The 25,865-nt window shown below is 57.7% G+C and carries 4 protein-coding genes and 12 rRNA genes; 13 read left to right on the top strand and 3 right to left on the bottom strand.

Translation table 11 applies throughout. The features are described 5' to 3' along the window. Positions 1 to 320: 320 nt before the first annotated feature. The 4 genes from rrf (AC20117_RS22010) to rrf (AC20117_RS21990) all read left to right on the top strand — a co-directional run bounded on the left by rrf (AC20117_RS22010) (position 321) and on the right by rrf (AC20117_RS21990) (position 6,992). A 5S ribosomal RNA gene (gene rrf, locus AC20117_RS22010) occupies positions 321 to 437 on the top strand. A gap of 1,095 nt (positions 438 to 1,532) precedes the next feature. Further along, positions 1,533 to 3,056, top strand: a 16S ribosomal RNA gene (locus AC20117_RS22000). Positions 3,057 to 3,519: 463 nt separating this feature from the next. Next, positions 3,520 to 6,663: ribosomal RNA gene (locus AC20117_RS21995) — 23S ribosomal RNA — on the top strand. Between the two features lie 213 nt (positions 6,664 to 6,876). Further along, positions 6,877 to 6,992, top strand: a 5S ribosomal RNA gene (gene rrf / locus AC20117_RS21990). 50 nt (positions 6,993 to 7,042) lie between these two features. Here rrf (AC20117_RS21990) and AC20117_RS21985 read toward each other — a convergent pair. Then, on the bottom strand, positions 7,043 to 7,267 hold the full coding sequence (locus AC20117_RS21985) for a hypothetical protein (RefSeq protein ID WP_101632769.1): 225 nt from the start codon (positions 7,265 to 7,267) through the stop codon (positions 7,043 to 7,045). 232 nt (positions 7,268 to 7,499) lie between these two features. Between AC20117_RS21985 and AC20117_RS23465 the strand changes: the two genes are divergently transcribed. From AC20117_RS23465 to rrf (AC20117_RS21970), 4 genes are all read left to right on the top strand, one after another. Next, positions 7,500 to 7,658: a hypothetical protein gene (locus AC20117_RS23465; protein WP_158300507.1), complete on the top strand. Its 159-nt coding sequence runs from the start codon at positions 7,500 to 7,502 to the stop codon at positions 7,656 to 7,658. Between the two features lie 418 nt (positions 7,659 to 8,076). Further along, positions 8,077 to 9,596, top strand: a 16S ribosomal RNA gene (locus AC20117_RS21980). A gap of 459 nt (positions 9,597 to 10,055) precedes the next feature. Continuing rightward, positions 10,056 to 13,192: ribosomal RNA gene (locus AC20117_RS21975) — 23S ribosomal RNA — on the top strand. A gap of 213 nt (positions 13,193 to 13,405) precedes the next feature. After that, positions 13,406 to 13,522: ribosomal RNA gene (gene rrf, locus AC20117_RS21970) — 5S ribosomal RNA — on the top strand. 90 nt (positions 13,523 to 13,612) lie between these two features. Here rrf (AC20117_RS21970) and AC20117_RS21965 read toward each other — a convergent pair. Next, a complete protein-coding gene (locus tag AC20117_RS21965; protein WP_101632768.1) occupies positions 13,613 to 13,978 on the bottom strand; it encodes a hypothetical protein in 366 nt (121 codons plus the stop codon). 630 nt (positions 13,979 to 14,608) lie between these two features. Here AC20117_RS21965 and AC20117_RS21960 point away from each other — a divergent pair. The 3 genes from AC20117_RS21960 (at position 14,609) to rrf (AC20117_RS21950) (ending at position 20,048) form a co-directional block, all read left to right on the top strand. Continuing rightward, positions 14,609 to 16,130: ribosomal RNA gene (locus AC20117_RS21960) — 16S ribosomal RNA — on the top strand. Between the two features lie 459 nt (positions 16,131 to 16,589). Then, positions 16,590 to 19,721: ribosomal RNA gene (locus AC20117_RS21955) — 23S ribosomal RNA — on the top strand. Positions 19,722 to 19,932: 211 nt separating this feature from the next. Beyond that, positions 19,933 to 20,048: ribosomal RNA gene (gene rrf / locus AC20117_RS21950) — 5S ribosomal RNA — on the top strand. 49 nt (positions 20,049 to 20,097) lie between these two features. Here rrf (AC20117_RS21950) and AC20117_RS21945 read toward each other — a convergent pair. After that, positions 20,098 to 20,322, bottom strand: a complete 225-nt coding sequence (locus tag AC20117_RS21945) for a hypothetical protein (protein WP_101632767.1) — start codon at positions 20,320 to 20,322, stop codon at positions 20,098 to 20,100. 812 nt (positions 20,323 to 21,134) lie between these two features. Here AC20117_RS21945 and AC20117_RS21940 point away from each other — a divergent pair. After that, a 16S ribosomal RNA gene (locus AC20117_RS21940) occupies positions 21,135 to 22,661 on the top strand. Positions 22,662 to 23,120: 459 nt separating this feature from the next. After that, positions 23,121 to 25,865: ribosomal RNA gene (locus tag AC20117_RS21935) — 23S ribosomal RNA — on the top strand. The 16S, 23S and 5S rRNA genes sit together here, the layout of an rRNA operon.

Below are 25,865 nucleotides of genomic sequence, written 5' to 3'. Positions count from 1 at the left end.
GTGTGGGAGGCCCCCAGCCAGACCACTGGGTTGATAGGCCGGATGTGGAAGCAGGGACTAAAGACCTGTGAAGCTGACCGGTACTAATAGGCCGATAACTTACACCACACACTTCCCTGGCCGTCGAACCGACTTCAAACGGTTCCACGGCAATACACAGGGGAAGGAAAAGATACTTGCATCGCGTCCACTATGTGGTTCCCGGACAACAAACGTCCCAGGGAACACCACAATTGCATACAGTCCAAGAATGAACTGATGTAACCGAAGGTTTCACCCCTTCCGTCCGCCCGCGGGGCCGGAACCGGGGTGGCAAGGGTTACGGCGGTCATAGCGTGGGGGAAACGCCCGGTCCCATTCCGAACCCGGAAGCTAAGACCCACAGCGCCGATGGTACTGCACCCGGGAGGGTGTGGGAGAGTAGGTCACCGCCGGACATCTTTTGAGCGTGAAGGGCTCCACCATGACGGTGGAGCCCTTCACGCCATTTTAAGGCCCGTTGCCGGAAACCACGCCAACGCTGCATAACCTCAACGGCCGTTCCGGTGTCCTGGCTGCAGGCCTGCGTGCCGGCTCCCGCCCGCGGGCTGCAGCTGCTCCGTCGGGGTCGGGCCGGGCCCGGGATTCCGGTGCTCCTGCCGCGGGGCGCTGGCGCCGTGCCGGCGTCCTGGCCCGGGTGCTGCCGGTGGCCGGCGCGGCCTGGTTCCGCTCCGGCATGCAGGTGGCGGTCCTGCCGGCCGTGGGACCGGCTGGTGCGCAGCGCGAAGTGCCGGCTGGTGTTGGATTTAAGCACACTTTTCCCTGCGGGGTTCCGGGTAGCGTTCTGGCGGCGGAGGGTCCGCGCGGATTCCGGACGGAATGCGGGCAGGGGAGCCGCGGGCGTTTGAGTGCTTGGCCACACCGGCCGTGCTGCGGACGGGGCTTTGCCGCCGGTTCCGTGTTCGGGATGATGGACTTGGTTTTGCTGCCGTGCCTGTTCGGTGCGGCGGCCGGCCGGGGCCGTCGCCGCGGATCCGGGAGCGGGAAATCCGCGTGGATCCCGCGGTTTTCCCGCGGCAGCCGGCGCTGTCCCGGAGGCGGATTTGCGGTGGTCCGCGAAGGCGTGTAATGTCTTCCAAGCCACCGCAGCTAGGAGCGAAAGCGCTTAGCAGGCAGGGAGGCCAACCCCTTCAAAACAATCACTTTCAAACGGTTCGATTTACCGTGCGGATGAGGTTGCGGGGACCGTGGTTGCAGTAGGAATCAGGCCGGAAGGCGATTTGCGAACTGCTGCAGGATCGGGTAAATTTGAAAAGTTGCTCCGGAGCGATGGAGGGCCTTGAAGGAAGGTCCGACTGGTGCCGGGTGCTCCTGTTGTTTGAGAACTCAATAGTGTGCCAAGTTTGTTGATACCATTATTTTATTGGTTGAATTATTGTCGTGGGGCACCGCCTCCGTGGTGTGCCGCGATGTTTTTTTAGCCTGGTTTGAATTTAGTGCAGTGCTGGTTCCCGTTTTCCCCGGGGGCCGGTGTTGTGTCTGTTAGTAAACATTAACGGGAGAGTTTGATCCTGGCTCAGGACGAACGCTGGCGGCGTGCTTAACACATGCAAGTCGAACGATGATCCGGTGCTTGCACCGGGGATTAGTGGCGAACGGGTGAGTAACACGTGAGTAACCTGCCCTTGACTCTGGGATAAGCCTGGGAAACCGGGTCTAATACCGGATACGACCTGTCACCGCATGGTGGTGGGTGGAAAGATTTTTTGGTTTTGGATGGACTCGCGGCCTATCAGCTTGTTGGTGAGGTAATGGCTCACCAAGGCGACGACGGGTAGCCGGCCTGAGAGGGTGACCGGCCACACTGGGACTGAGACACGGCCCAGACTCCTACGGGAGGCAGCAGTGGGGAATATTGCACAATGGGCGAAAGCCTGATGCAGCGACGCCGCGTGAGGGATGACGGCCTTCGGGTTGTAAACCTCTTTCAGCAGGGAAGAAGCGAAAGTGACGGTACCTGCAGAAGAAGCGCCGGCTAACTACGTGCCAGCAGCCGCGGTAATACGTAGGGCGCAAGCGTTGTCCGGAATTATTGGGCGTAAAGAGCTCGTAGGCGGTTTGTCGCGTCTGCTGTGAAAGCCCGGGGCTCAACCCCGGGTCTGCAGTGGGTACGGGCAGACTAGAGTGCAGTAGGGGAGACTGGAATTCCTGGTGTAGCGGTGAAATGCGCAGATATCAGGAGGAACACCGATGGCGAAGGCAGGTCTCTGGGCTGTAACTGACGCTGAGGAGCGAAAGCATGGGGAGCGAACAGGATTAGATACCCTGGTAGTCCATGCCGTAAACGTTGGGCACTAGGTGTGGGGGACATTCCACGTTTTCCGCGCCGTAGCTAACGCATTAAGTGCCCCGCTGGGGAGTACGGCCGCAAGGCTAAAACTCAAAGGAATTGACGGGGGCCCGCACAAGCGGCGGAGCATGCGGATTAATTCGATGCAACGCGAAGAACCTTACCAAGGCTTGACATGGACCGGACCGCCGCAGAAATGCGGTTTCCCTTCGGGGCTGGTTTACAGGTGGTGCATGGTTGTCGTCAGCTCGTGTCGTGAGATGTTGGGTTAAGTCCCGCAACGAGCGCAAACCCTCGTTCTATGTTGCCAGCGCGTTATGGCGGGGACTCATAGGAGACTGCCGGGGTCAACTCGGAGGAAGGTGGGGACGACGTCAAATCATCATGCCCCTTATGTCTTGGGCTTCACGCATGCTACAATGGCCGGTACAAAGGGTTGCGATACTGTGAGGTGGAGCTAATCCCAAAAAGCCGGTCTCAGTTCGGATTGAGGTCTGCAACTCGACCTCATGAAGTCGGAGTCGCTAGTAATCGCAGATCAGCAACGCTGCGGTGAATACGTTCCCGGGCCTTGTACACACCGCCCGTCAAGTCACGAAAGTTGGTAACACCCGAAGCCGGTGGCCTAACCCCTTGTGGGAGGGAGCCGTCGAAGGTGGGACCGGCGATTGGGACTAAGTCGTAACAAGGTAGCCGTACCGGAAGGTGCGGCTGGATCACCTCCTTTCTAAGGAGCGCCTCAGACTCGCAGGGCCTTCCAAGTGTTGGTTGTGCGGTTTGCAGGAGAGCCCATTGCGCAGGCGTTTGTTCTGCGGTGGGTGCTCGAGGGTGGAATATCAACGGATAGATGGTCTTTTGGCGGTTTCCATGCCAGTACGGTGTCCCCTTCGCGGGGGTGCCTGGAACGTGTGGGGGTTGTCCGGGGGGTTGTTGTTGGCACACTGTTGGGGTCCTGAGGCAACAGGGACCGGTTCGTGAATGGGCCGGTGTTTTGTTTGTTTCTGGTTTCCTGCGCAGTCCTTATCCGGGCCACGGTTTATCCGTGGTGCGGGGATGGGTGCGACGGGGTTGTTGTTTGAGAACTAACATAGTGGACGCGAGCATCTTATAAAGAAGCAATTTTGATGAACCTGGATCTGTTTTGGATCTGTGGTTCTCTCGATATTAAATGCTGATGTTTGATCTTTTGTGGTCAAGTTTTTAAGAGCACACGGTGGATGCCTTGGCATCAGGAGCCGAAGAAGGACGTGGGAATCTGCGAAAAGCCTGGGGGAGTTGATAACCGAACTTTGATCCCAGGATGTCCGAATGGGGAAACCCCGCCAGGGGCACTTGTGTTACCTGGTGACCCGATCTGAACACATAGGGTACGTGGAGGGAACGCGGGGAAGTGAAACATCTCAGTACCCGCAGGAAGAGAAAACAACAGTGATTCCGTTAGTAGTGGCGAGCGAACGCGGATGAGGCTAAACCGAGTCATGTGTGATAGCCGGCGGGCGTTGCATGGCCGGGGGTTGCGGGACTTTCCGTTGCTGTTCTGCCGGACAGCTGAAGTGAGTGCAGATGCATAGAGTGAACGTCTTGAAAGGCGGCCGGAGAAGGTGTTAGCCCTGTAACCGTAATGTGTGCTGCCGCTTGGAGAGTATCCCAAGTAGCACGGGGCCCGAGAAATCCCCGTGCGAATCTGCCCAGGACCACCTGGTAAGCCTAAATACTACCTGATGACCGATAGCGGACAAGTACCGGTGAGGGAAAGGTGAAAAGTACCCCGGGAGGGAGTGAAACAGTACCTGAAACCGTGTGCTTACAATCCGTCGGAGCAGCCCTAGCAGCTGTGACGGCGTGCCTTTTGAAGAATGAGCCTGCGAGTTAGTGTTACGTCGCGAGGTTAACCCGTGTGGGGAAGCCGTACGCGAAAGCGAGTCTGAACAGGGCGTTGCAGTGGCGTGATCTAGACCCGAAGCGGAGTGATCTACCCATGGCCAGGTTGAAGCGCGTGAAGAGCGCGTGGAGGACCGAACCCACTTCAGTTGAAAATGGAGGGGATGAGCTGTGGGTAGGGGTGAAAGGCCAATCAAACTCCGTGATAGCTGGTTCTCCCCGAAAATGCATTTAGGTGCAGCGTTGCGTGTTTCTTGCCGGAGGTAGAGCTACTGGATGGCCGATGGGCCCTACAAGGTTACTGACGTCAGCCAAACTCCGAATGCCCGGCAAGTGAGAGCGCAGCAGTGAGACTGTGGGGGATAAGCTTCATAGTCGAGAGGGAAACAGCCCAGACCACCAACTAAGGCCCCTAAGCGTGTGCTAAGTGGAAAGGATGTGGAGTTGCGAAGACAACCAGGAGGTTGGCTTAGAGCAGCCATCCTTGAAAGAGTGCGTAATAGCTCACTGGTCAGTGATTCCGCGCCGACAATGTAGCGGGGCTCAAGTACACCGCCGAAGTTGTGGCATTCACGTATTACCCAAGCCGGGGACTTGTTCCCTTGGTTCAGGGGCGTGGATGGGTAGGGGAGCGTCGTGTGGGCAGTGAAGCCGCGGTGGAAACCAGCGGTGGAGCCTACACGAGTGAGAATGCAGGCATGAGTAGCGAAAGACGGGTGGGAAACCCGTCCGCCGAATGATCAAGGGTTCCAGGGTCAAGCTAATCTGCCCTGGGTAAGTCGGGACCTAAGGCGAGGCCGACAGGCGTAGTCGATGGACAACGGGTTGATATTCCCGTACCGGCGAAAAACCGCCCATACCGAGCCGGTGATACTAACCGTCCAAACCGTGCATCCGTGCCCTTCGGGGCCAGTATGTGCGGGGCGCGCGGGACCTGAACCGGGGAGGTAAGCGTATTAACAGGTGTGACGCAGGAAGGTAGCCAGGCCGGGCGATGGTAGTCCCGGTCCAAGGATGTAGGGCGAACGGTAGGCAAATCCGCCGTTCATTAAGCCTGAGACCTGACGGGACCCCCGTATGGGGGGATCTGGTGATCCTATGCTGCCGAGAAAAGCATCGACGCGAGGTTTTAGCCGCCCGTACCCCAAACCGACACAGGTGATCAGGTAGAGAATACCAAGGCGATCGAGAGAATTATGGTTAAGGAACTCGGCAAAATGCCCCCGTAACTTCGGGAGAAGGGGGGCCTGCCCCGTGATACAGACTTGCTCTGTGGAGCGGGTGTGGGCCGCAGAGACCAGGGGGAAGCGACTGTTACTAAAAACACAGGTCCGTGCGAAGTCGCAAGACGATGTATACGGACTGACTCCTGCCCGGTGTGGAAGGTTAAGAGGACCGGTTTAGGCCCTTCGGGGGCGAAGCTGAGAATTTAAGCCCCAGTAAAAACGGCGGTGGTAACTATAACCATCCTAAGGTAGCGAAATTCCTTGTCGGGTAAGTTCCGACCTGCACGAATGGAGTAACGACTTCCCGCTGTCTCAACCATAAACTCGGCGAAATTGCACTACGAGTAAAGATGCTCGTTACGCGCAGCAGGACGGAAAGACCCCGAGACCTTTACTATAGTTTGGTATTGGTGTTCCGGTGTGGCTTGTGTAGGATAGGTGGGAGACTGTGAAGCCCGGACGCCAGTTCGGGTGGAGTCATCGTTGAATACACTCTGGTCACTCTGGACATCTAACTTCGGCCCGTAATCCGGGTCAGGGACAGTGCCTGATGGGTAGTTTAACTGGGGCGGTTGCCTCCTAAAGAGTAACGGAGGCGCCAAAGGTTCCCTCAGCCTGGTTGGCAATCAGGTGGCGAGTGTAAGTGCACAAGGGAGCTTGACTGTGAGAGGAGACATCTCAAGCAGGGGACGAAAGTCGGGACTAGTGATCCGGCGGCACATTGTGGAATGGCCGTCGCTCAACGGATAAAAAGGTACCTCGGGATAACAGGCTGATCTTGCCCCAAGAGTCCATATCGACGGCATGGTTTGGCACCTCGATGTCGGCTCGTCGCATCCTGGGGCTGGAGTAGGTCCAAGGGTTGGGCTGTTCGCCCATTAAAGCGGTACGCGAGCTGGGGTTTAGAACGTCGTGAGACAGTTCGGTCCCTATCCGCTGCGCGCGCAGGAAATTTGAGAAGGTCTGTCCTTAGTACGAGAGGACCGGGACGGACGAACCTCTGGTGTGTCAGTTGTACTGCCAAGTGCATCGCTGATTAGCTACGTTCGGATTGGATAACCGCTGAAAGCATCTAAGCGGGAAGCCGGCTTCAGATGAGATTTCCATACACCCTCGAGGTGGTGGGAGGCCCCCAGCCAGACCACTGGGTTGATAGGCCGGATGTGGAAGCAGGGACTAAAGACCTGTGAAGCTGACCGGTACTAATAGGCCGATAACTTACACCACACACTTCCCTGGCCGTCGAACCGACTTCAAACGGTTCCACGCAATACACAGGGGAAGGAAAAGATACTTGCATCGCGTCCACTATGTGGTTCCCGGACAACAAACGTCCCAGGGAACACCACAATTGCATACAGTCCAAGAATGAACTGATGTAACCGAAGGTTTCACCCCTTCCGTCCGCCCCGCGCGGGCCGGAACCGGGGTGGCAAGGGTTACGGCGGTCATAGCGTGGGGGAAACGCCCGGTCCCATTCCGAACCCGGAAGCTAAGACCCACAGCGCCGATGGTACTGCACCCGGAGGGTGTGGGAGAGTAGGTCACCGCCGGAACTCTTTTGAGCGTGAAGGGCTCCACCATGACGGTGGAGCCCTTCACCCATTTAAGGCCCGTTGCCGGAAACCACGCCAACCTGCATAACCTCAACGCCGTTCCGGTGTCCTGGCTGCAGGCCTGCGTGCCGGCTCCCGCCGCGGGCTGCAGCTGCTCCGTCGGGGTCGGGCCGGGCCCGGGATTCCGGTGCTCCTGCCGCGGGGCGCTGGCGCCGTGCCGGCGTCCTGGCCCGGGTGCTGCCGGTGGCCGGCGCGGCCTGGTTCCGCTCCGGCATGCAGGTGGCCGGTCCTGCCGGCGTGGGACCGGCTGGTGCGCAGCGCGAAGTGCCGGCTGGTGTTGGATTTTAAGCACACTTTTCCCTGCGGGGTTCCGGTAGCGTTCTGGCGGCGGGAGGTCCGCGCGGATTCCGGACGGATGCGGGCAGGGGAGCGCGGGGCGTTTGAGTGCTTGGCCACACCGGCCGTGCTGCGGACGGGGCTTTGCCGCCGGTTCCGTGTTCGGGATTGATGGACTTGGTTTTGCTGCCGTGCCTGTTCGGTGCGCGGCCGGCCGGGGCCGTCGCCGCGGATCCGGGAGCGGGGAAGATCCGCGTGGATCCGCGGTTTTCCGCGGCAGCCGGCGCTGTCCCCGGAGGCGGATTTGCGGTGGTCCGCGAAGGCGTGTAATGTCTTCCAAGCCACCGCAGCTAGGAAGCGAAAGCGCTTAGCAGGCAGGGAGGCCAACCCCTTCAAAACAATCATTTCAAACGGTTCGATTTACCGTGCGGATGAGGTTGCGGGGACCGTGGTTGCAGTAGGAATCAGCCGGAAGGCGATTTGCGAACTGCTGCAGGATCGGGTAAATTTGAAAAGTTGCTCCGGAGCGATGGAGGGCCTTGAAGAAGGGTCCGACTGGTGCCGGGTGCTCCTGTTGTTTGAGAATCAATAGTGTGCCAGTTTGTTGATACCAATTATTTATTGGTTGAATTATTGTCGTGGGGCACCGCCTCCGTGGTGTGCCGCGATGTTTTTTAGCCTGGTTTGAATTTAGTGGCAGTGCTGGTTCCCGTTTTCCCGGGGCCGGTGTTGTGTCTGTTAGTAAACATTAACGGAGAGTTTGATCCTGGCTCAGGACGAACGCTGGCGGCGTGCTTAACACATGCAGTCGAACGATGATCCGGTGCTTGCACCGGGGATTAGTGGCGAACGGGTGAGTAACACGTGAGTAACCTGCCCTTGATCTGGGATAAGCCTGGGAAACCGGGTCTAATACCGGATACGACCTGTCACCGCATGGTGGTGGGTGGAAAGATTTTTTGGTTTTGGATGGACTCGCGCCTATCAGCTTGTTGGTGAGGTAATGGCTCACCAAGGCGACGACGGGTAGCCGGCCTGAGAGGGTGACCGGCCACACTGGGACTGGAGACACGGCCCAGACTCCTACGGGAGGCAGCAGTGGGGAATATTGCACAATGGCGAAAGCCTGATGCAGCGACGCCGCGTGAGGGATGACGGCCTTCGGGTTGTAAACCTCTTTCAGCAGGGAAGAAGCGAAAGTGACGGTACCTGCAGAAGAAGCGCCGGCTAACTACGTGCCAGCAGCCGCGGTAATACGTAGGGCGCAAGCGTTGTCCGGAATTATTGGGCGTAAAGAGCTCGTAGGCGGTTTGTCGCGTCTGCTGTGAAAGCCCGGGGCTCAACCCCGGGTCTGCAGTGGGTACGGGCAGACTAGAGTGCAGTAGGGGAGACTGGAATTCCTGGTGTAGCGGTGAAATGCGCAGATATCAGGAGGAACACCGATGGCGAAGGCAGGTCTCTGGGCTGTAACTGACGCTGAGGAGCGAAAGCATGGGGAGCGAACAGGATTAGATACCCTGGTAGTCCATGCCGTAAACGTTGGGCACTAGGTGTGGGGGACATTCCACGTTTTCCGCGCCGTAGCTAACGCATTAAGTGCCCCGCCTGGGGAGTACGGCCGCAAGGCTAAAACTCAAAGGAATTGACGGGGGCCCGCACAAGCGGCGGAGCATGCGGATTAATTCGATGCAACGCGAAGAACCTTACCAAGGCTTGACATGGACCGGACCGCCGCAGAAATGCGGTTTCCCTTCGGGGCTGGTTTACAGGTGGTGCATGGTTGTCGTCAGCTCGTGTCGTGAGATGTTGGGTTAAGTCCCGCAACGAGCGCAACCCTCGTTCTATGTTGCCAGCGCGTTATGGCGGGGACTCATAGGAGACTGCCGGGTCAACTCGGAGGAAGGTGGGGACGACGTCAAATCATCATGCCCCTTATGTCTTGGGCTTCACGCATGCTACAATGGCCGGTACAAAGGGTTGCGATACTGTGAGGTGGAGCTAATCCCAAAAAGCCGGTCTCAGTTCGGATTGAGGTCTGCAACTCGACCTCATGAAGTCGGAGTCGCTAGTAATCGCAGATCAGCAACGCTGCGGTGAATACGTTCCCGGGCCTTGTACACACCGCCCGTCAAGTCACGAAAGTTGGTAACACCCGAAGCCGGTGGCCTAACCCCTTGTGGGAGGGAGCCGTCGAAGGTGGGACCGGCGATTGGGACTAAGTCGTAACAAGGTAGCCGTACCGGAAGGTGCGGCTGGATCACCTCCTTTCTAAGGAGCGCCTCAGACTCGCAGGGCCTTCCCAAGTGTTGGTTGTGCGGTTTGCAGGAGAGCCCATTGCGCAGGCGTTTGTTCTGCGGTGGGTGCTCGAGGGTGGAATATCAACGGATAGATGGTCTTTTGGCGGTTTCCATGCCAGTACGGTGTCCCCTTCGCGGGGGTGCCTGGAACGTGTGGGGGTTGTCCGGGGGGTTGTTGTTTGGCACACTGTTGGGTCCTGAGGCAACAGGGACCGGTTCGTGAATGGGCCGGTGTTTGTTTGTTTCTGGTTTCCTGCGCAGTCCTTATCCGGGCCACGGTTTATCCGTGGTGCGGGGATGGGTGCGACGGGGTTGTTGTTTGAGAACTACATAGTGGACGCGAGCATCTTATAAAGAAGCAATTTTGATGAACCTGGATCTGTTTTGGATCTGTGGTTCTCGATATTAAATGCTGATTTTGATCTTTTGTGGTCAAGTTTTTAAGAGCACACGGTGGATGCCTTGGCATCAGGAGCCGAAGAAGGACGTGGGAATCTGCGAAAAGCCTGGGGGAGTTGATAACCGAACTTTGATCCCAGGATGTCCGAATGGGGAAACCCCGCCAGGGGCACTTGTGTTACCTGGTGACCCGTATCTGAACACATAGGGTACGTGGAGGGAACGCGGGGAAGTGAAACATCTCAGTACCCGCAGGAAGAGAAAACAACAGTGATTCCGTTAGTAGTGGCGAGCGAACGCGGATGAGGCTAAACCGAGTCATGTGTGATAGCCGGCGGGCGTTGCATGGCCGGGGTTGCGGGACTTTCCGTTGCTGTTCTGCCGGACAGCTGAAGTGAGTGCAGATGCATAGGTGAACGGTCTTGAAAGGCCGGCCGGAGAAGGTGTTAGCCCTGTAACCGTAATGTGTGCTGCCGCTTGGAGAGTATCCCAAGTAGCACGGGGCCGAGAAATCCCGTGCGAATCTGCCAGGACCACCTGGTAAGCCTAAATACTACCTGATGACCGATAGCGGACAAGTACCGTGAGGGAAAGGTGAAAAGTACCCCGGGAGGGGAGTGAAACAGTACCTGAAACCGTGTGCTTACAATCCGTCGGAGCAGCCCTAGCAGCTGTGACGGCGTGCCTTTTGAAGAATGAGCCTGCGAGTTAGTGTTACGTCGCGAGGTTAACCCGTGTGGGGAAGCCGTAGCGAAAGCGAGTCTGAACAGGGCGTTGCAGTGGCGTGATCTAGACCCGAAGCGGAGTGATCTACCCATGGCCAGGTTGAAGCGCGTGTAAGAGCGCGTGGAGGACCGAACCCACTTCAGTTGAAAATGGAGGGGATGAGCTGTGGGTAGGGGTGAAAGGCCAATCAAACTCCGTGATAGCTGGTTCTCCCCGAAATGCATTTAGGTGCAGCGTTGCGTGTTTCTTGCCGGAGGTAGAGCTACTGGATGGCCGATGGGCCCTACAAGGTTACTGACGTCAGCCAAACTCCGAATGCCGGCAAGTGAGAGCGCAGCAGTGAGACTGTGGGGGATAAGCTTCATAGTCGAGAGGGAAACAGCCCAGACCACCAACTAAGGCCCCTAAGCGTGTGCTAAGTGGGAAAGGATGTGGAGTTGCGAAGACAACCAGGAGGTTGGCTTAGAAGCAGCCATCCTTGAAAGAGTGCGTAATAGCTCACTGGTCAAGTGATTCCGCGCCGACAATGTAGCGGGGCTCAAGTACCGCCGAAGTTGTGGCATTCACGTATTACCCAAGCCGGGGACTTGTTCCCTTGGTTCAGGGGCGTGGATGGGTAGGGGAGCGTCGTGTGGGCAGTGAAGCCGCGGTGGAAACCAGCGGTGGAGCCTACACGAGTGAGAATGCAGGCATGAGTAGCGAAAGACGGGTGGGAAACCCGTCCGCCGAATGATCAAGGGTTCCAGGGTCAAGCTAATCTGCCCTGGGTAAGTCGGGACCTAAGGCGAGGCCGACAGGCGTAGTCGATGGACAACGGGTTGATATTCCCGTACCGGCGAAAAACCGCCCATACCGAGCCGGTGATACTAACCGTCCAAACCGTGCATCCGTGCCCTTCGGGGCCAGTATGTGCGGGGCGCGGGACCTGAACCGGGGAGGTAAGCGTATTAACAGGTGTGACGCAGGAAGGTAGCCAGGCCGGGCGATGGTAGTCCCGGTCCAAGGATGTAGGGCGAACGGTAGGCAAATCCGCCGTTCATTAAGCCTGAGACCTGACGGGACCCCCGTATGGGGGGATCTGGTGATCCTATGCTGCCGAGAAAAGCATCGACGCGAGGTTTTAGCCGCCCGTACCCCAAACCGACACAGGTGATCAGGTAGAGAATACCAAGGCGATCGAGAGAATTATGGTTAAGGAACTCGGCAAAATGCCCCCGTAACTTCGGGAGAAGGGGGGCCTGCCCCGTGATACAGACTTGCTCTGTGGAGCGGGTGTGGGCCGCAGAGACCAGGGGGAAGCGACTGTTTACTAAAAACACAGGTCCGTGCGAAGTCGCAAGACGATGTATACGGACTGACTCCTGCCCGGTGCTGGAAGGTTAAGAGGACCGGTTAGCCCCTTCGGGGGCGAAGCTGAGATTTAAGCCCCAGTAAACGGCGGTGGTAACTATAACCATCCTAAGGTAGCGAAATTCCTTGTCGGGTAAGTTCCGACCTGCACGAATGGAGTAACGACTTCCCCGCTGTCTCAACCATAAACTCGGCGAAATTGCACTACGAGTAAAGATGCTCGTTACGCGCAGCAGGACGGAAAGACCCCGAGACCTTTACTATAGTTTGGTATTGGTGTTCGGTGTGGCTTGTGTAGGATAGGTGGGAGACTGTGAAGCCCGGACGCCAGTTCGGGTGGAGTCATCGTTGAAATACCACTCTGGTCACTCTGGACATCTAACTTCGGCCCGTAATCCGGGTCAGGGACAGTGCCTGATGGGTAGTTTAACTGGGGCGGTTGCCTCCTAAAGAGTAACGGAGGCGCCCAAAGGTTCCCTCAGCCTGGTTGGCAATCAGGTGGCGAGTGTAAGTGCACAAGGGAGCTTGACTGTGAGAGAGACATCTCAAGCAGGGACGAAAGTCGGGACTAGTGATCCGGCGGCACATTGTGGAATGGCCGTCGCTCAACGGATAAAAGGTACCTCGGGGATAACAGGCTGATCTTGCCCAAGAGTCCATATCGACGGCATGGTTTGGCACCTCGATGTCGGCTCGTCGCATCCTGGGGCTGGAGTAGGTCCCAAGGGTTGGGCTGTTCGCCCATTAAAGCGGTACGCGAGCTGGGTTTAGAACGTCGTGAGACAGTTCGGTCCCTATCCGCTGCGCGCGCAGGAAATTTGAGAAGGTCTGTCCTTAGTACGAGAGGACCGGGACGGACGAACCTCTGGTGTGTCAGTTGTACTGCCAAGTGCATCGCTGATTAGCTACGTTCGGATTGGATAACCGCTGAAAGCATCTAAGCGGGAAGCCGGCTTCAAGATGAGATTTCCATACACCCTCGAGGTGTGGGAGGCCCCCAGCCAGACCACTGGGTTGATAGGCCGGATGTGGAAGCAGGGACTAAAGACCTGTGAAGCTGACCGGTACTAATAGGCCGATAACTTACACCACACACTTCCCTGGCCGTCGAACCGACTTCAAACGGTTCCACGGCAATACACAGGGGAAGGAAAAGATACTTGCATCGCGTCCACTATGTGGTTCCCGGACAACAAACGTCCCAGGGAACACCACAATTGCATACAGTCCAAGAATGAACTGATGTAACCGAAGGTTTCACCCCTTCCGTCCGCCCGCGCGGGCCGGAACCGGGGTGGCAAGGGTTACGGCGGTCATAGCGTGGGGGAAACGCCCGGTCCCATTCCGAACCCGGAAGCTAAGACCCACAGCGCCGATGGTACTGCACCCGGGAGGGTGTGGGAGAGTAGGTCACCGCCGGACATCTTTTGAGCGTGAAGGGCTCCACCATGACGGTGGAGCCCTTCACCCATTTAAGGCCCGTTGCCGGAAACCACGCCAACCTGCATAACCTCAACGCCGTTCCGGTGTCCTGGCTGCAGGCCTGCGTGCCGGCTCCCGCCGCGGGGCTGCAGCTGCTCCGTCGGGGTCGGGCCGGGCCCGGGATTCCGGTGCTCCTGCCGCGGGGCGCTGGCGCCGTGCCGGCGTCCTGGCCCGGGTGCTGCCGGTGGCCGCGCGGCCTGGTTCCGCTCCGGCATGCAGGTGGCGGTCCTGCCGGCCGTGGGACCGGCTGGTGCGCAGCGCGAAGTGCCGGCTGGTGTTGGATTTTAAGCACACTTTTCCCTGCGGGGTTCCGGTAGCGTTCTGGCGGCGGGAGGTCCGCGCGGATTCCGGACGGATGCGGGCAGGGGAGCCGCGGGCGTTTGAGTGCTTGGCCACACCGGCCGTGCTGCGGACGGGGCTTTGCCGCCGGTTCCGTGTTCGGGATGATGGACTTGGTTTTGCTGCCGTGCCTGTTCGGTGCGCGGCCGGCCGGGGCCGTCGCCGCGGATCCGGGAGCGGGAAGATCCGCGTGGATCCGCGGTTTTCCGCGGCAGCCGGCGCTGTCCCCGGAGGCGGATTTGCGGTGGTCCGCGAAGGCGTGTAATGTCTTCCAAGCCACCGCAGCTAGGAAGCGAAAGCGCTTAGCAGGCAGGGAGGCCAACCCCTTCAAAACAATCACTTTCAAACGGTTCGATTTACCGTGCGGATGAGGTTGCGGGGACCGTGGTTGCAGTAGGAATCAGCCGGAAGGCGATTTGCGAACTGCTGCAGGATCGGGTAAATTTGAAAAGTTGCTCCGGAGCGATGGAGGGCCTTGAAGAAGGGTCCGACTGGTGCCGGGTGCTCCTGTTGTTTGAGAACTCAATAGTGTGCCAAGTTTGTTGATACCAATTATTTTATTGGTTGAATTATTGTCGTGGGGCACCGCCTCCGTGGTGTGCCGCGATGTTTTTTAGCCTGGTTTGAATTTAGTGCAGTGCTGGTTCCCGTTTTCCCGGGGGCCGGTGTTGTGTCTGTTAGTAAACATTAACGGAGAGTTTGATCCTGGCTCAGGACGAACGCTGGCGGCGTGCTTAACACATGCAAGTCGAACGATGATCCGGTGCTTGCACCGGGGATTAGTGGCGAACGGGTGAGTAACACGTGAGTAACCTGCCCTTGACTCTGGGATAAGCCTGGGAAACCGGGTCTAATACCGGATACGACCTGTCACCGCATGGTGGTGGGTGGAAAGATTTTTTGGTTTTGGATGGACTCGCGGCCTATCAGCTTGTTGGTGAGGTAATGGCTCACCAAGGCGACGACGGGTAGCCGGCCTGAGAGGGTGACCGGCCACACTGGGACTGAGACACGGCCCAGACTCCTACGGGAGGCAGCAGTGGGGAATATTGCACAATGGGCGAAAGCCTGATGCAGCGACGCCGCGTGAGGGATGACGGCCTTCGGGTTGTAAACCTCTTTCAGCAGGGAAGAAGCGAAAGTGACGGTACCTGCAGAAGAAGCGCCGGCTAACTACGTGCCAGCAGCCGCGGTAATACGTAGGGCGCAAGCGTTGTCCGGAATTATTGGGCGTAAAGAGCTCGTAGGCGGTTTGTCGCGTCTGCTGTGAAAGCCCGGGGCTCAACCCCGGGTCTGCAGTGGGTACGGGCAGACTAGAGTGCAGTAGGGGAGACTGGAATTCCTGGTGTAGCGGTGAAATGCGCAGATATCAGGAGGAACACCGATGGCGAAGGCAGGTCTCTGGGCTGTAACTGACGCTGAGGAGCGAAAGCATGGGGAGCGAACAGGATTAGATACCCTGGTAGTCCATGCCGTAAACGTTGGGCACTAGGTGTGGGGGACATTCCACGTTTTCCGCGCCGTAGCTAACGCATTAAGTGCCCCGCCTGGGGAGTACGGCCGCAAGGCTAAAACTCAAAGGAATTGACGGGGGCCCGCACAAGCGGCGGAGCATGCGGATTAATTCGATGCAACGCGAAGAACCTTACCAAGGCTTGACATGGACCGGACCGCCGCAGAAATGCGGTTTCCCTTCGGGGCTGGTTTACAGGTGGTGCATGGTTGTCGTCAGCTCGTGTCGTGAGATGTTGGGTTAAGTCCCGCAACGAGCGCAACCCTCGTTCTATGTTGCCAGCGCGTTATGGCGGGGACTCATAGGAGACTGCCGGGGTCAACTCGGAGGAAGGTGGGGACGACGTCAAATCATCATGCCCCTTATGTCTTGGGCTTCACGCATGCTACAATGGCCGGTACAAAGGGTTGCGATACTGTGAGGTGGGCTAATCCCAAAAAGCCGGTCTCAGTTCGGATTGAGGTCTGCAACTCGACCTCATGAAGTCGGAGTCGCTAGTAATCGCAGATCAGCAACGCTGCGGTGAATACGTTCCCGGGCCTTGTACACACCGCCCGTCAAGTCACGAAAGTTGGTAACACCCGAAGCCGGTGGCCTAACCCCTTGTGGGAGGGAGCCGTCGAAGGTGGGACCGGCGATTGGGACTAAGTCGTAAAAGGTAGCCGTACCGGAAGGTGCGGCTGGATCACCTCCTTTCTAAGGAGCGCCTCAGACTCGCAGGGCCTTCCCAAGTGTTGGTTGTGCGGTTTGCAGGAGAGCCCATTGCGCAGGCGTTTGTTCTGCGGTGGGTGCTCGAGGGTGGAATATCAACGGATAGATGGTCTTTTGGCGGTTTCCATGCCAGTACGGTGTCCCCTTCGCGGGGGTGCCTGGAACGTGTGGGGGTTGTCCGGGGGGTTGTTGTTTGGCACACTGTTGGGTCCTGAGGCAACAGGGACCGGTTCGTGAATGGGCCGGTGTTTGTTTGTTTCTGGTTTCCTGCGCAGTCCTTATCCGGGCCACGGTTTATCCGTGGTGCGGGGATGGGTGCGACGGGGGTTGTTTGAGAACTACATAGTGGACGCGAGCATCTTATAAAGAAGCAATTTTGATGAACCTGGATCTGTTTTGGATCTGTGGTTCTCTCGATATTAAATGCTGATTTTGATCTTTTGTGGTCAAGTTTTTAGAGCACACGGTGGATGCCTTGGCATCAGGAGCCGAAGAAGGACGTGGGAATCTGCGAAAAGCCTGGGGGAGTTGATAACCGAACTTTGATCCCAGGATGTCCGAATGGGGAAACCCCGCCAGGGGCACTTGTGTTACCTGGTGACCCGTATCTGAACACATAGGGTACGTGGAGGGAACGCGGGGAAGTGAAACATCTCAGTACCCGCAGGAAGAGAAAACAACAGTGATTCCGTTAGTAGTGGCGAGCGAACGCGGATGAGGCTAAACCGAGTCATGTGTGATAGCCGGCGGGCGTTGCATGGCCGGGGTTGCGGGACTTTCCGTTGCTGTTCTGCCGGACAGCTGAAGTGAGTGCAGATGCATAGGTGAACGGTCTTGAAAGGCCGGCCGGAGAAGGTGTTAGCCCTGTAACCGTAATGTGTGCTGCCGCTTGGAGAGTATCCCAAGTAGCACGGGGCCCGAGAAATCCCGTGCGAATCTGCCAGGACCACCTGGTAAGCCTAAATACTACCTGATGACCGATAGCGGACAAGTACCGTGAGGGAAAGGTGAAAAGTACCCCGGAGGGGAGTGAAACAGTACCTGAAACCGTGTGCTTACAATCCGTCGGAGCAGCCCTAGCAGCTGTGACGGCGTGCCTTTTGAAGAATGAGCCTGCGAGTTAGTGTTACGTCGCGAGGTTAACCCGTGTGGGGAAGCCGTAGCGAAAGCGAGTCTGAACAGGGCGTTGCAGTGGCGTGATCTAGACCCGAAGCGGAGTGATCTACCCATGGCCAGGTTGAAGCGCGTGTAAGAGCGCGTGGAGGACCGAACCCACTTCAGTTGAAAATGGAGGGGATGAGCTGTGGGTAGGGGTGAAAGGCCAATCAAACTCCGTGATAGCTGGTTCTCCCCGAAATGCATTTAGGTGCAGCGTTGCGTGTTTCTTGCCGGAGGTAGAGCTACTGGATGGCCGATGGGCCCTACAAGGTTACTGACGTCAGCCAAACTCCGAATGCCGGCAAGTGAGAGCGCAGCAGTGAGACTGTGGGGGATAAGCTTCATAGTCGAGAGGGAAACAGCCCAGACCACCAACTAAGGCCCCTAAGCGTGTGCTAAGTGGGAAAGGATGTGGAGTTGCGAAGACAACCAGGAGGTTGGCTTAGAAGCAGCCATCCTTGAAAGAGTGCGTAATAGCTCACTGGTCAAGTGATTCCGCGCCGACAATGTAGCGGGGCTCAAGTACACCGCCGAAGTTGTGGCATTCACGTATTACCCAAGCCGGGGACTTGTTCCCTTGGTTCAGGGGCGTGGATGGGTAGGGAGCGTCGTGTGGGCAGTGAAGCCGCGGTGGAAACCAGCGGTGGAGCCTACACGAGTGAGAATGCAGGCATGAGTAGCGAAAGACGGGTGGGAAACCCGTCCGCCGAATGATCAAGGGTTCCAGGGTCAAGCTAATCTGCCCTGGGTAAGTCGGGACCTAAGGCGAGGCCGACAGGCGTAGTCGATGGACAACGGGTTGATATTCCCGTACCGGCGAAAAACCGCCCATACCGAGCCGGTGATACTAACCGTCCAAACCGTGCATCCGTGCCCTTCGGGGCCAGTATGTGCGGGGCGCGCGGGACCTGAACCGGGAGGTAAGCGTATTAACAGGTGTGACGCAGGAAGGTAGCCAGGCCGGGCGATGGTAGTCCCGGTCCAAGGATGTAGGGCGAACGGTAGGCAAATCCGCCGTTCATTAAGCCTGAGACCTGACGGGACCCCCGTATGGGGGGATCTGGTGATCCTATGCTGCCGAGAAAAGCATCGACGCGAGGTTTTAGCCGCCCGTACCCCAAACCGACACAGGTGATCAGGTAGAGAATACCAAGGCGATCGAGAGAATTATGGTTAAGGAACTCGGCAAAATGCCCCGTAACTTCGGGAGAAGGGGGGCCTGCCCCGTGATACAGACTTGCTCTGTGGAGCGGGTGGGGCCGCAGAGACCAGGGGGAAGCGACTGTTTACTAAAAACACAGGTCCGTGCGAAGTCGCAAGACGATGTATACGGACTGACTCCTGCCCGGTGCTGGAAGGTTAAGAGGACCGGTTAGCCCCTTCGGGGGCGAAGCTGAGAATTTAAGCCCCATAAAACGGCGGTGGTAACTATAACCATCCTAAGGTAGCGAAATTCCTGTCGGGTAAGTTCCGACCTGCACGAATGGAGTAACGACTTCCCCGCTGTCTCAACCATAAACTCGGCGAAATTGCACTACGAGTAAAGATGCTCGTTACGCGCAGCAGGACGGAAAGACCCCGAGACCTTTACTATAGTTTGGTATTGGTGTTCGGTGTGGCTTGTGTAGATAGGTGGGAGACTGTGAAGCCCGGACGCCAGTTCGGGTGGAGTCATCGTTGAAATACCACTCTGGTCACTCTGGACATCTAACTTCGGCCCGTAATCCGGGTCAGGGACAGTGCCTGAATGGGTAGTTTAACTGGGGCGGTTGCCTCCTAAAGAGTAACGGAGGCGCCCAAAGGTTCCCTCAGCCTGGTTGGCAATCAGGTGGCGAGTGTAAGTGCACAAGGGAGCTTGACTGTGAGAGAGACATCTCAAGCAGGGACGAAAGTCGGGACTAGTGATCCGGCGGCACATTGTGGAATGGCCGTCGCTCAACGGATAAAGGTACCTCGGGGATAACAGGCTGATCTTGCCCAAGAGTCCATATCGACGGCATGGTTTGGCACCTCGATGTCGGCTCGTCGCATCCTGGGGCTGGGTAGGTCCCAAGGGTTGGGCTGTTCGCCCATTAAAGCGGTACGCGAGCTGGGTTTAGAACGTCGTGAGACAGTTCGGTCCCTATCCGCTGCGCGCGCAGGAAATTTGAGAAGGTCTGTCCTTAGTACGAGAGGACCGGGACGACGAACCTCTGGTGTGTCAGTTGTACTGCAAGTGCATCGCTGATTAGCTACGTTCGATTGGATAACCGCTGAAAAGCATCTAAGCGGGAAGCCGGCTTCAAGATAGATTTCCAACACCCTCGAGGTGTGGGAGGCCCCCAGCCAGACCACTGGGGTTGATAGGCCGGATGTGGAAGCAGGACTAAAGACCTGTGAAGCTGACCGGTTACTAATAGGCCCGATAACTTACACCACACACTTCCCTGGCCGTCGACCGACTTCAAACGGTTCCACGGCAATACACAGGGGAAGGAAAAGATACTTGCATCGCGTCCACTATGTGGTTCCCGGACAACAAACGTCCCAGGGAACACCACAATTGCATACAGTCCAAGAATGAACTGATGTAACCGAAGTTTCACCCCTTCCGTCCGCCCGCGCGGGCCGGAACCGGGGTGGCAAGGGTTACGGCGGTCATAGCGTGGGGGAAACGCCCGGTCCCATTCCGAACCCGGAAGCTAAGACCCACAGCGCCGATGGTACTGCACCCGGGGGGTGTGGGAGAGTAGGTCACCGCCGACATCTTTTGAGCGTGAAGGGCTCCACCATGACGGTGGAGCCCTTCACCCATTTAAGGCCCGTTGCCGGAAACCACGCCAACCTGCATAACCTCAACGCCGTTCCGGTGTCCTGGCTGCAGGCCTGGTGCCGGCTCCCGCCGCGGGGCTGCAGCTGCTCCGTCGGGGTCGGGCCGGGCCCGGGATTCCGGTGCTCCTGCCGCGGGGCGCTGGCGCCGTGCCGGCGTCCTGGCCCGGGTGCTGCCGGTGGCCGGCGCGGCCTGGTTCCGCTCCGGCATGCAGGTGGCGGTCCTGCCGGCCGTGGGACCGGCTGGTGCGCAGCGCGAAGTGCCGGCTGGTGTTGGATTTTAAGCACACTTTTCCCTGCGGGGTTCCGGTAGCGTTCTGGCGGCGGGAGGTCCGCGCGGATTCCGGACGGATGCGGGCAGGGGAGCCCGGCGGGCGTTTGAGTGCTTGGCCACACCGGCCGTGCTGCGGACGGGGCTTTGCCGCCGGTTCCGTGTTCGGATGATGGACTTGGTTTTGCTGCCGTGCCTGTTCGGTGCGCGGCCGGCCGGGGCCGTCGCCGCGGATCCGGGAGCGGGAAGATCCGCGTGGATCCGCGGTTTTCCGCGGCAGCCGGCGCTGTCCCCGGAGGCGGATTTGCGGTGGTCCGCGAAGGCGTGTAATGTCTTCCAAGCCACCGCAGCTAGGAAGCGAAAGCGCTTAGCAGGCAGGGAGGCCAACCCCTTCAAAACAATCACTTTCAAACGGTTCGATTTACCGTGCGGATGAGGTTGCGGGGACCGTGGTTGCAGTAGGAATCAGCCGGAAGGCGATTTGCGAACTGCTGCAGGATCGGGTAAATTTGAAAAGTTGCTCCGGAGCGATGGAGGGCCTTGAAGAAGGGTCCGACTGGTGCCGGGTGCTCCTGTTGTTTGAGAACTCAATAGTGTGCCAAGTTTGTTGATACCAATTATTTTATTGGTTGAATTATTGTCGTGGGGCACCGCCTCCGTGGTGTGCCGCGATGTTTTTTAGCCTGGTTTGAATTTAGTGCAGTGCTGGTTCCCGTTTTCCCGGGGGCCGGTGTTGTGTCTGTTAGTAAACATTAACGGAGAGTTTGATCCTGGCTCAGGACGAACGCTGGCGGCGTGCTTAACACATGCAAGTCGAACGATGATCCGGTGCTTGCACCGGGGATTAGTGGCGAACGGGTGAGTAACACGTGAGTAACCTGCCCTTGACTCTGGGATAAGCCTGGGAAACCGGGTCTAATACCGGATACGACCTGTCACCGCATGGTGGTGGGTGGAAAGATTTTTTGGTTTTGGATGGACTCGCGGCCTATCAGCTTGTTGGTGAGGTAATGGCTCACCAAGGCGACGACGGGTAGCCGGCCTGAGAGGGTGACCGGCCACACTGGGACTGAGACACGGCCCAGACTCCTACGGGAGGCAGCAGTGGGGAATATTGCACAATGGGCGAAAGCCTGATGCAGCGACGCCGCCGTGAGGGATGACGGCCTTCGGGTTGTAAACCTCTTTCAGCAGGGAAGAAGCGAAAGTGACGGTACCTGCAGAAGAAGCGCCGGCTAACTACGTGCCAGCAGCCGCGGTAATACGTAGGGCGCAAGCGTTGTCCGGAATTATTGGGCGTAAAGAGCTCGTAGGCGGTTTGTCGCGTCTGCTGTGAAAGCCCGGGGCTCAACCCCGGGTCTGCAGTGGGTACGGGCAGACTAGAGTGCAGTAGGGGAGACTGGAATTCCTGGTGTAGCGGTGAAATGCGCAGATATCAGGAGGAACACCGATGGCGAAGGCAGGTCTCTGGGCTGTAACTGACGCTGAGGAGCGAAAGCATGGGGAGCGAACAGGATTAGATACCCTGGTAGTCCATGCCGTAAACGTTGGGCACTAGGTGTGGGGGACATTCCACGTTTTCCGCGCCGTAGCTAACGCATTAAGTGCCCCGCCTGGGGAGTACGGCCGCAAGGCTAAAACTCAAAGGAATTGACGGGGGCCCGCACAAGCGGCGGAGCATGCGGATTAATTCGATGCAACGCGAAGAACCTTACCAAGGCTTGACATGGACCGGACCGCCGCAGAAATGCGGTTTCCCTTCGGGGCTGGTTTACAGGTGGTGCATGGTTGTCGTCAGCTCGTGTCGTGAGATGTTGGGTTAAGTCCCGCAACGAGCGCAACCCTCGTTCTATGTTGCCAGCGCGTTATGGCGGGGACTCATAGGAGACTGCCGGGGTCAACTCGGAGGAAGGTGGGGACGACGTCAAATCATCATGCCCCTTATGTCTTGGGCTTCACGCATGCTACAATGGCCGGTACAAAGGGTTGCGATACTGTGAGGTGGAGCTAATCCCAAAAAAGCCGGTCTCAGTTCGGATTGAGGTCTGCAACTCGACCTCATGAAGTCGGAGTCGCTAGTAATCGCAGATCAGCAACGCTGCGGTGAATACGTTCCCGGGCCTTGTACACACCGCCCGTCAAGTCACGAAAGTTGGTAAACACCCGAAGCCGGTGGCCTAACCCCTTGTGGGAGGGAGCCGTCGAAGGTGGGACCGGCGATTGGGACTAAGTCGTAACAAGGTAGCCGTACCGGAAGGTGCGGCTGGATCACCTCCTTTCTAAGGAGCGCCTCAGACTCGCAGGGCCTTCCCAAGTGTTGGTTGTGCGGTTTGCAGGAGAGCCCATTGCGCAGGCGTTTGTTCTGCGGTGGGTGCTCGAGGGTGGAATATCAACGGATAGATGGTCTTTTGGCGGTTTCCATGCCAGTACGGTGTCCCCTTCGCGGGGGTGCCTGGAACGTGTGGGGGTTGTCCGGGGGGTTGTTGTTTGGCACACTGTTGGGTCCTGAGGCAACAGGGACCGGTTCGTGAATGGGCCGGTGTTTGTTTGTTTCTGGTTTCCTGCGCAGTCCTTATCCGGGCCACGGTTTATCCGTGGTGCGGGGATGGGTGCGACGGGGTTGTTGTTTGAACTACATAGTGGACGCGAGCATCTTATAAAGAAGCAATTTTGATGAACCTGGATCTGTTTTGGATCTGTGGTTCTCTCGATATTAAATGCTGATTTTGATCTTTTGTGGTCAAGTTTTTAAGAGCACACGGTGGATGCCTTGGCATCAGGAGCCGAAGAAGGACGTGGGAATCTGCGAAAAGCCTGGGGGAGTTGATAACCGAACTTTGATCCCAGGATGTCCGAATGGGGAAACCCCGCCAGGGGCACTGTGTTTACCTGGTGACCCGTATCTGAACACATAGGGTACGTGGAGGGAACGCGGGGAAGTGAAACATCTCAGTACCCGCAGGAAGAGAAAACAACAGTGATTCCGTTAGTAGTGGCGAGCGAACGCGGATGAGGCTAAACCGAGTCATGTGTGATAGCCGGCGGGCGTTGCATGGCCGGGGTTGCGGGACTTTCCGTTGCTGTTCTGCCGGACAGCTGAAGTGAGTGCAGATGCATAGGTGAACGGTCTTGAAAGGCCGGCCGGAGAAGGTGTTTAGCCCTGTAACCGTAATGTGTGCTGCCGCTTGGAGAGTATCCCAAGTAGCACGGGGCCCGAGAAATCCCGTGCGAATCTGCCAGGACCACCTGGTAAGCCTAAATACTACCTGATGACCGATAGCGGACAAGTACCGTGAGGGAAAGGTGAAAAGTACCCCGGGAGGGAGTGAAACAGTACCTGAAACCGTGTGCTTACAATCCGTCGGAGCAGCCCTAGCAGCTGTGACGGCGTGCCTTTTGAAGAATGAGCCTGCGAGTTAGTGTTACGTCGCGAGGTTAACCCGTGTGGGGAAGCCGTAGCGAAAGCGAGTCTGAACAGGGCGTTGCAGTGGCGTGATCTAGACCCGAAGCGGAGTGATCTACCCATGGCCAGGTTGAAGCGCGTGTAAGAGCGCGTGGAGGACCGAACCCACTTCAGTTGAAAATGGAGGGGATGAGCTGTGGGTAGGGGTGAAAGGCCAATCAAACTCCGTGATAGCTGGTTCTCCCCGAAATGCATTTAGGTGCAGCGTTGCGTGTTTCTTGCCGGAGGTAGAGCTACTGGATGGCCGATGGGCCCTACAAGGTTACTGACGTCAGCCAAACTCCGAATGCCGGCAAGTGAGAGCGCAGCAGTGAGACTGTGGGGGATAAGCTTCATAGTCGAGAGGGAAACAGCCCAGACCACCAACTAAGGCCCCTAAGCGTGTGCTAAGTGGGAAAGGATGTGGAGTTGCGAAGACAACCAGGAGGTTGGCTTAGAAGCAGCCATCCTTGAAAGAGTGCGTAATAGCTCACTGGTCAAGTGATTCCGCGCCGACAATGTAGCGGGGCTCAAGTACACCGCCGAAGTTGTGGCATTCACGTATTACCCAAGCCGGGGACTTGTTCCCTTGGTTCAGGGGCGTGGATGGGTAGGGGAGCGTCGTGTGGGCAGTGAAGCCGCGGTGGAAACCAGCGGTGGAGCCTACACGAGTGAGAATGCAGGCATGAGTAGCGAAAGACGGGTGGGAAACCCGTCCGCCGAATGATCAAGGGTTCCAGGGTCAAGCTAATCTGCCCTGGGTAAGTCGGGACCTAAGGCGAGGCCGACAGGCGTAGTCGATGGACAACGGGTTGATATTCCCGTACCGGCGAAAAACCGCCCATACCGAGCCGGTGATACTAACCGTCCAAACCGTGCATCCGTGCCCTTCGGGGCCAGTATGTGCGGGGCGCGCGGGACCTGAACCGGGAGGTAAGCGTATTAACAGGTGTGACGCAGGAAGGTAGCCAGGCCGGGCGATGGTAGTCCCGGTCCAAGGATGTAGGGCGAACGGTAGGCAAATCCGCCGTTCATTAAGCCTGAGACCTGACGGGACCCCCGTATGGGGGGATCTGGTGATCCTATGCTGCCGAGAAAAGCATCGACGCGAGGTTTTAGCCGCCCGTACCCCAAACCGACACAGGTGATCAGGTAGAGAATACCAAGGCGATCGAGAGAATTATGGTTAAGGAACTCGGCAAAAATGCCCCCGTAACTTCGGGAGAAGGGGGCCTGCCCCGTGATACAGACTTGCTCTGTGGAGCGGGTGTGGGCCGCAGAGACCAGGGGGAAGCGACTGTTTACTAAAAACACAGGTCCGTGCGAAGTCGCAAGACGATGTATACGGACTGACTCCTGCCCGGTGCTGGAAGGTTAAGAGGACCGGTTAGCCCCTTCGGGGGCGAAGCTGAGAATTTAAGCCCAGTAAACGGCGGTGGTAACTATAACCATCCTAAGGTAGCGAAATTCCTTGTCGGGTAAGTTCCGACCTGCACGAATGGAGTAACGACTTCCCCGCTGTCTCAACCATAAACTCGGCGAAATTGCACTACGAGTAAAGATGCTCGTTACGCGCAGCAGGACGGAAAGACCCCGAGACCTTTACTATAGTTTGGTATTGGTGTTCGGTGTGGCTTGTGTAGGATAGGTGGGAGACTGTGAAGCCCGGACGCCAGTTCGGGTGGAGTCATCGTTGAAATACCACTCTGGTCACTCTGGACATCTAACTTCGGCCCGTAATCCGGGTCAGGGACAGTGCCTGATGGGTAGTTTAACTGGGGCGGTTGCCTCCTAAAGAGTAACGGAGGCGCCCAAAGGTTCCCTCAGCCTGGTTGGCAATCAGGTGGCGAGTGTAAGTGCACAAGGGAGCTTGACTGTGAGAGAGACATCTCAAGCAGGGACGAAAGTCGGGACTAGTGATCCGGCGGCACATTGTGGAATGGCCGTCGCTCAACGGATAAAAGGTACCTCGGGGATAACAGGCTGATCTTGCCCAAGAGTCCATATCGACGGCATGGTTTGGCACCTCGATGTCGGCTCG

It is taken from the genome of Arthrobacter crystallopoietes, assembly GCF_002849715.1.
GTDB lineage: Bacteria > Actinomycetota > Actinomycetes > Actinomycetales > Micrococcaceae > Crystallibacter > Crystallibacter crystallopoietes.
This window is presented reverse-complemented; position numbering and strand designations above follow the sequence as displayed.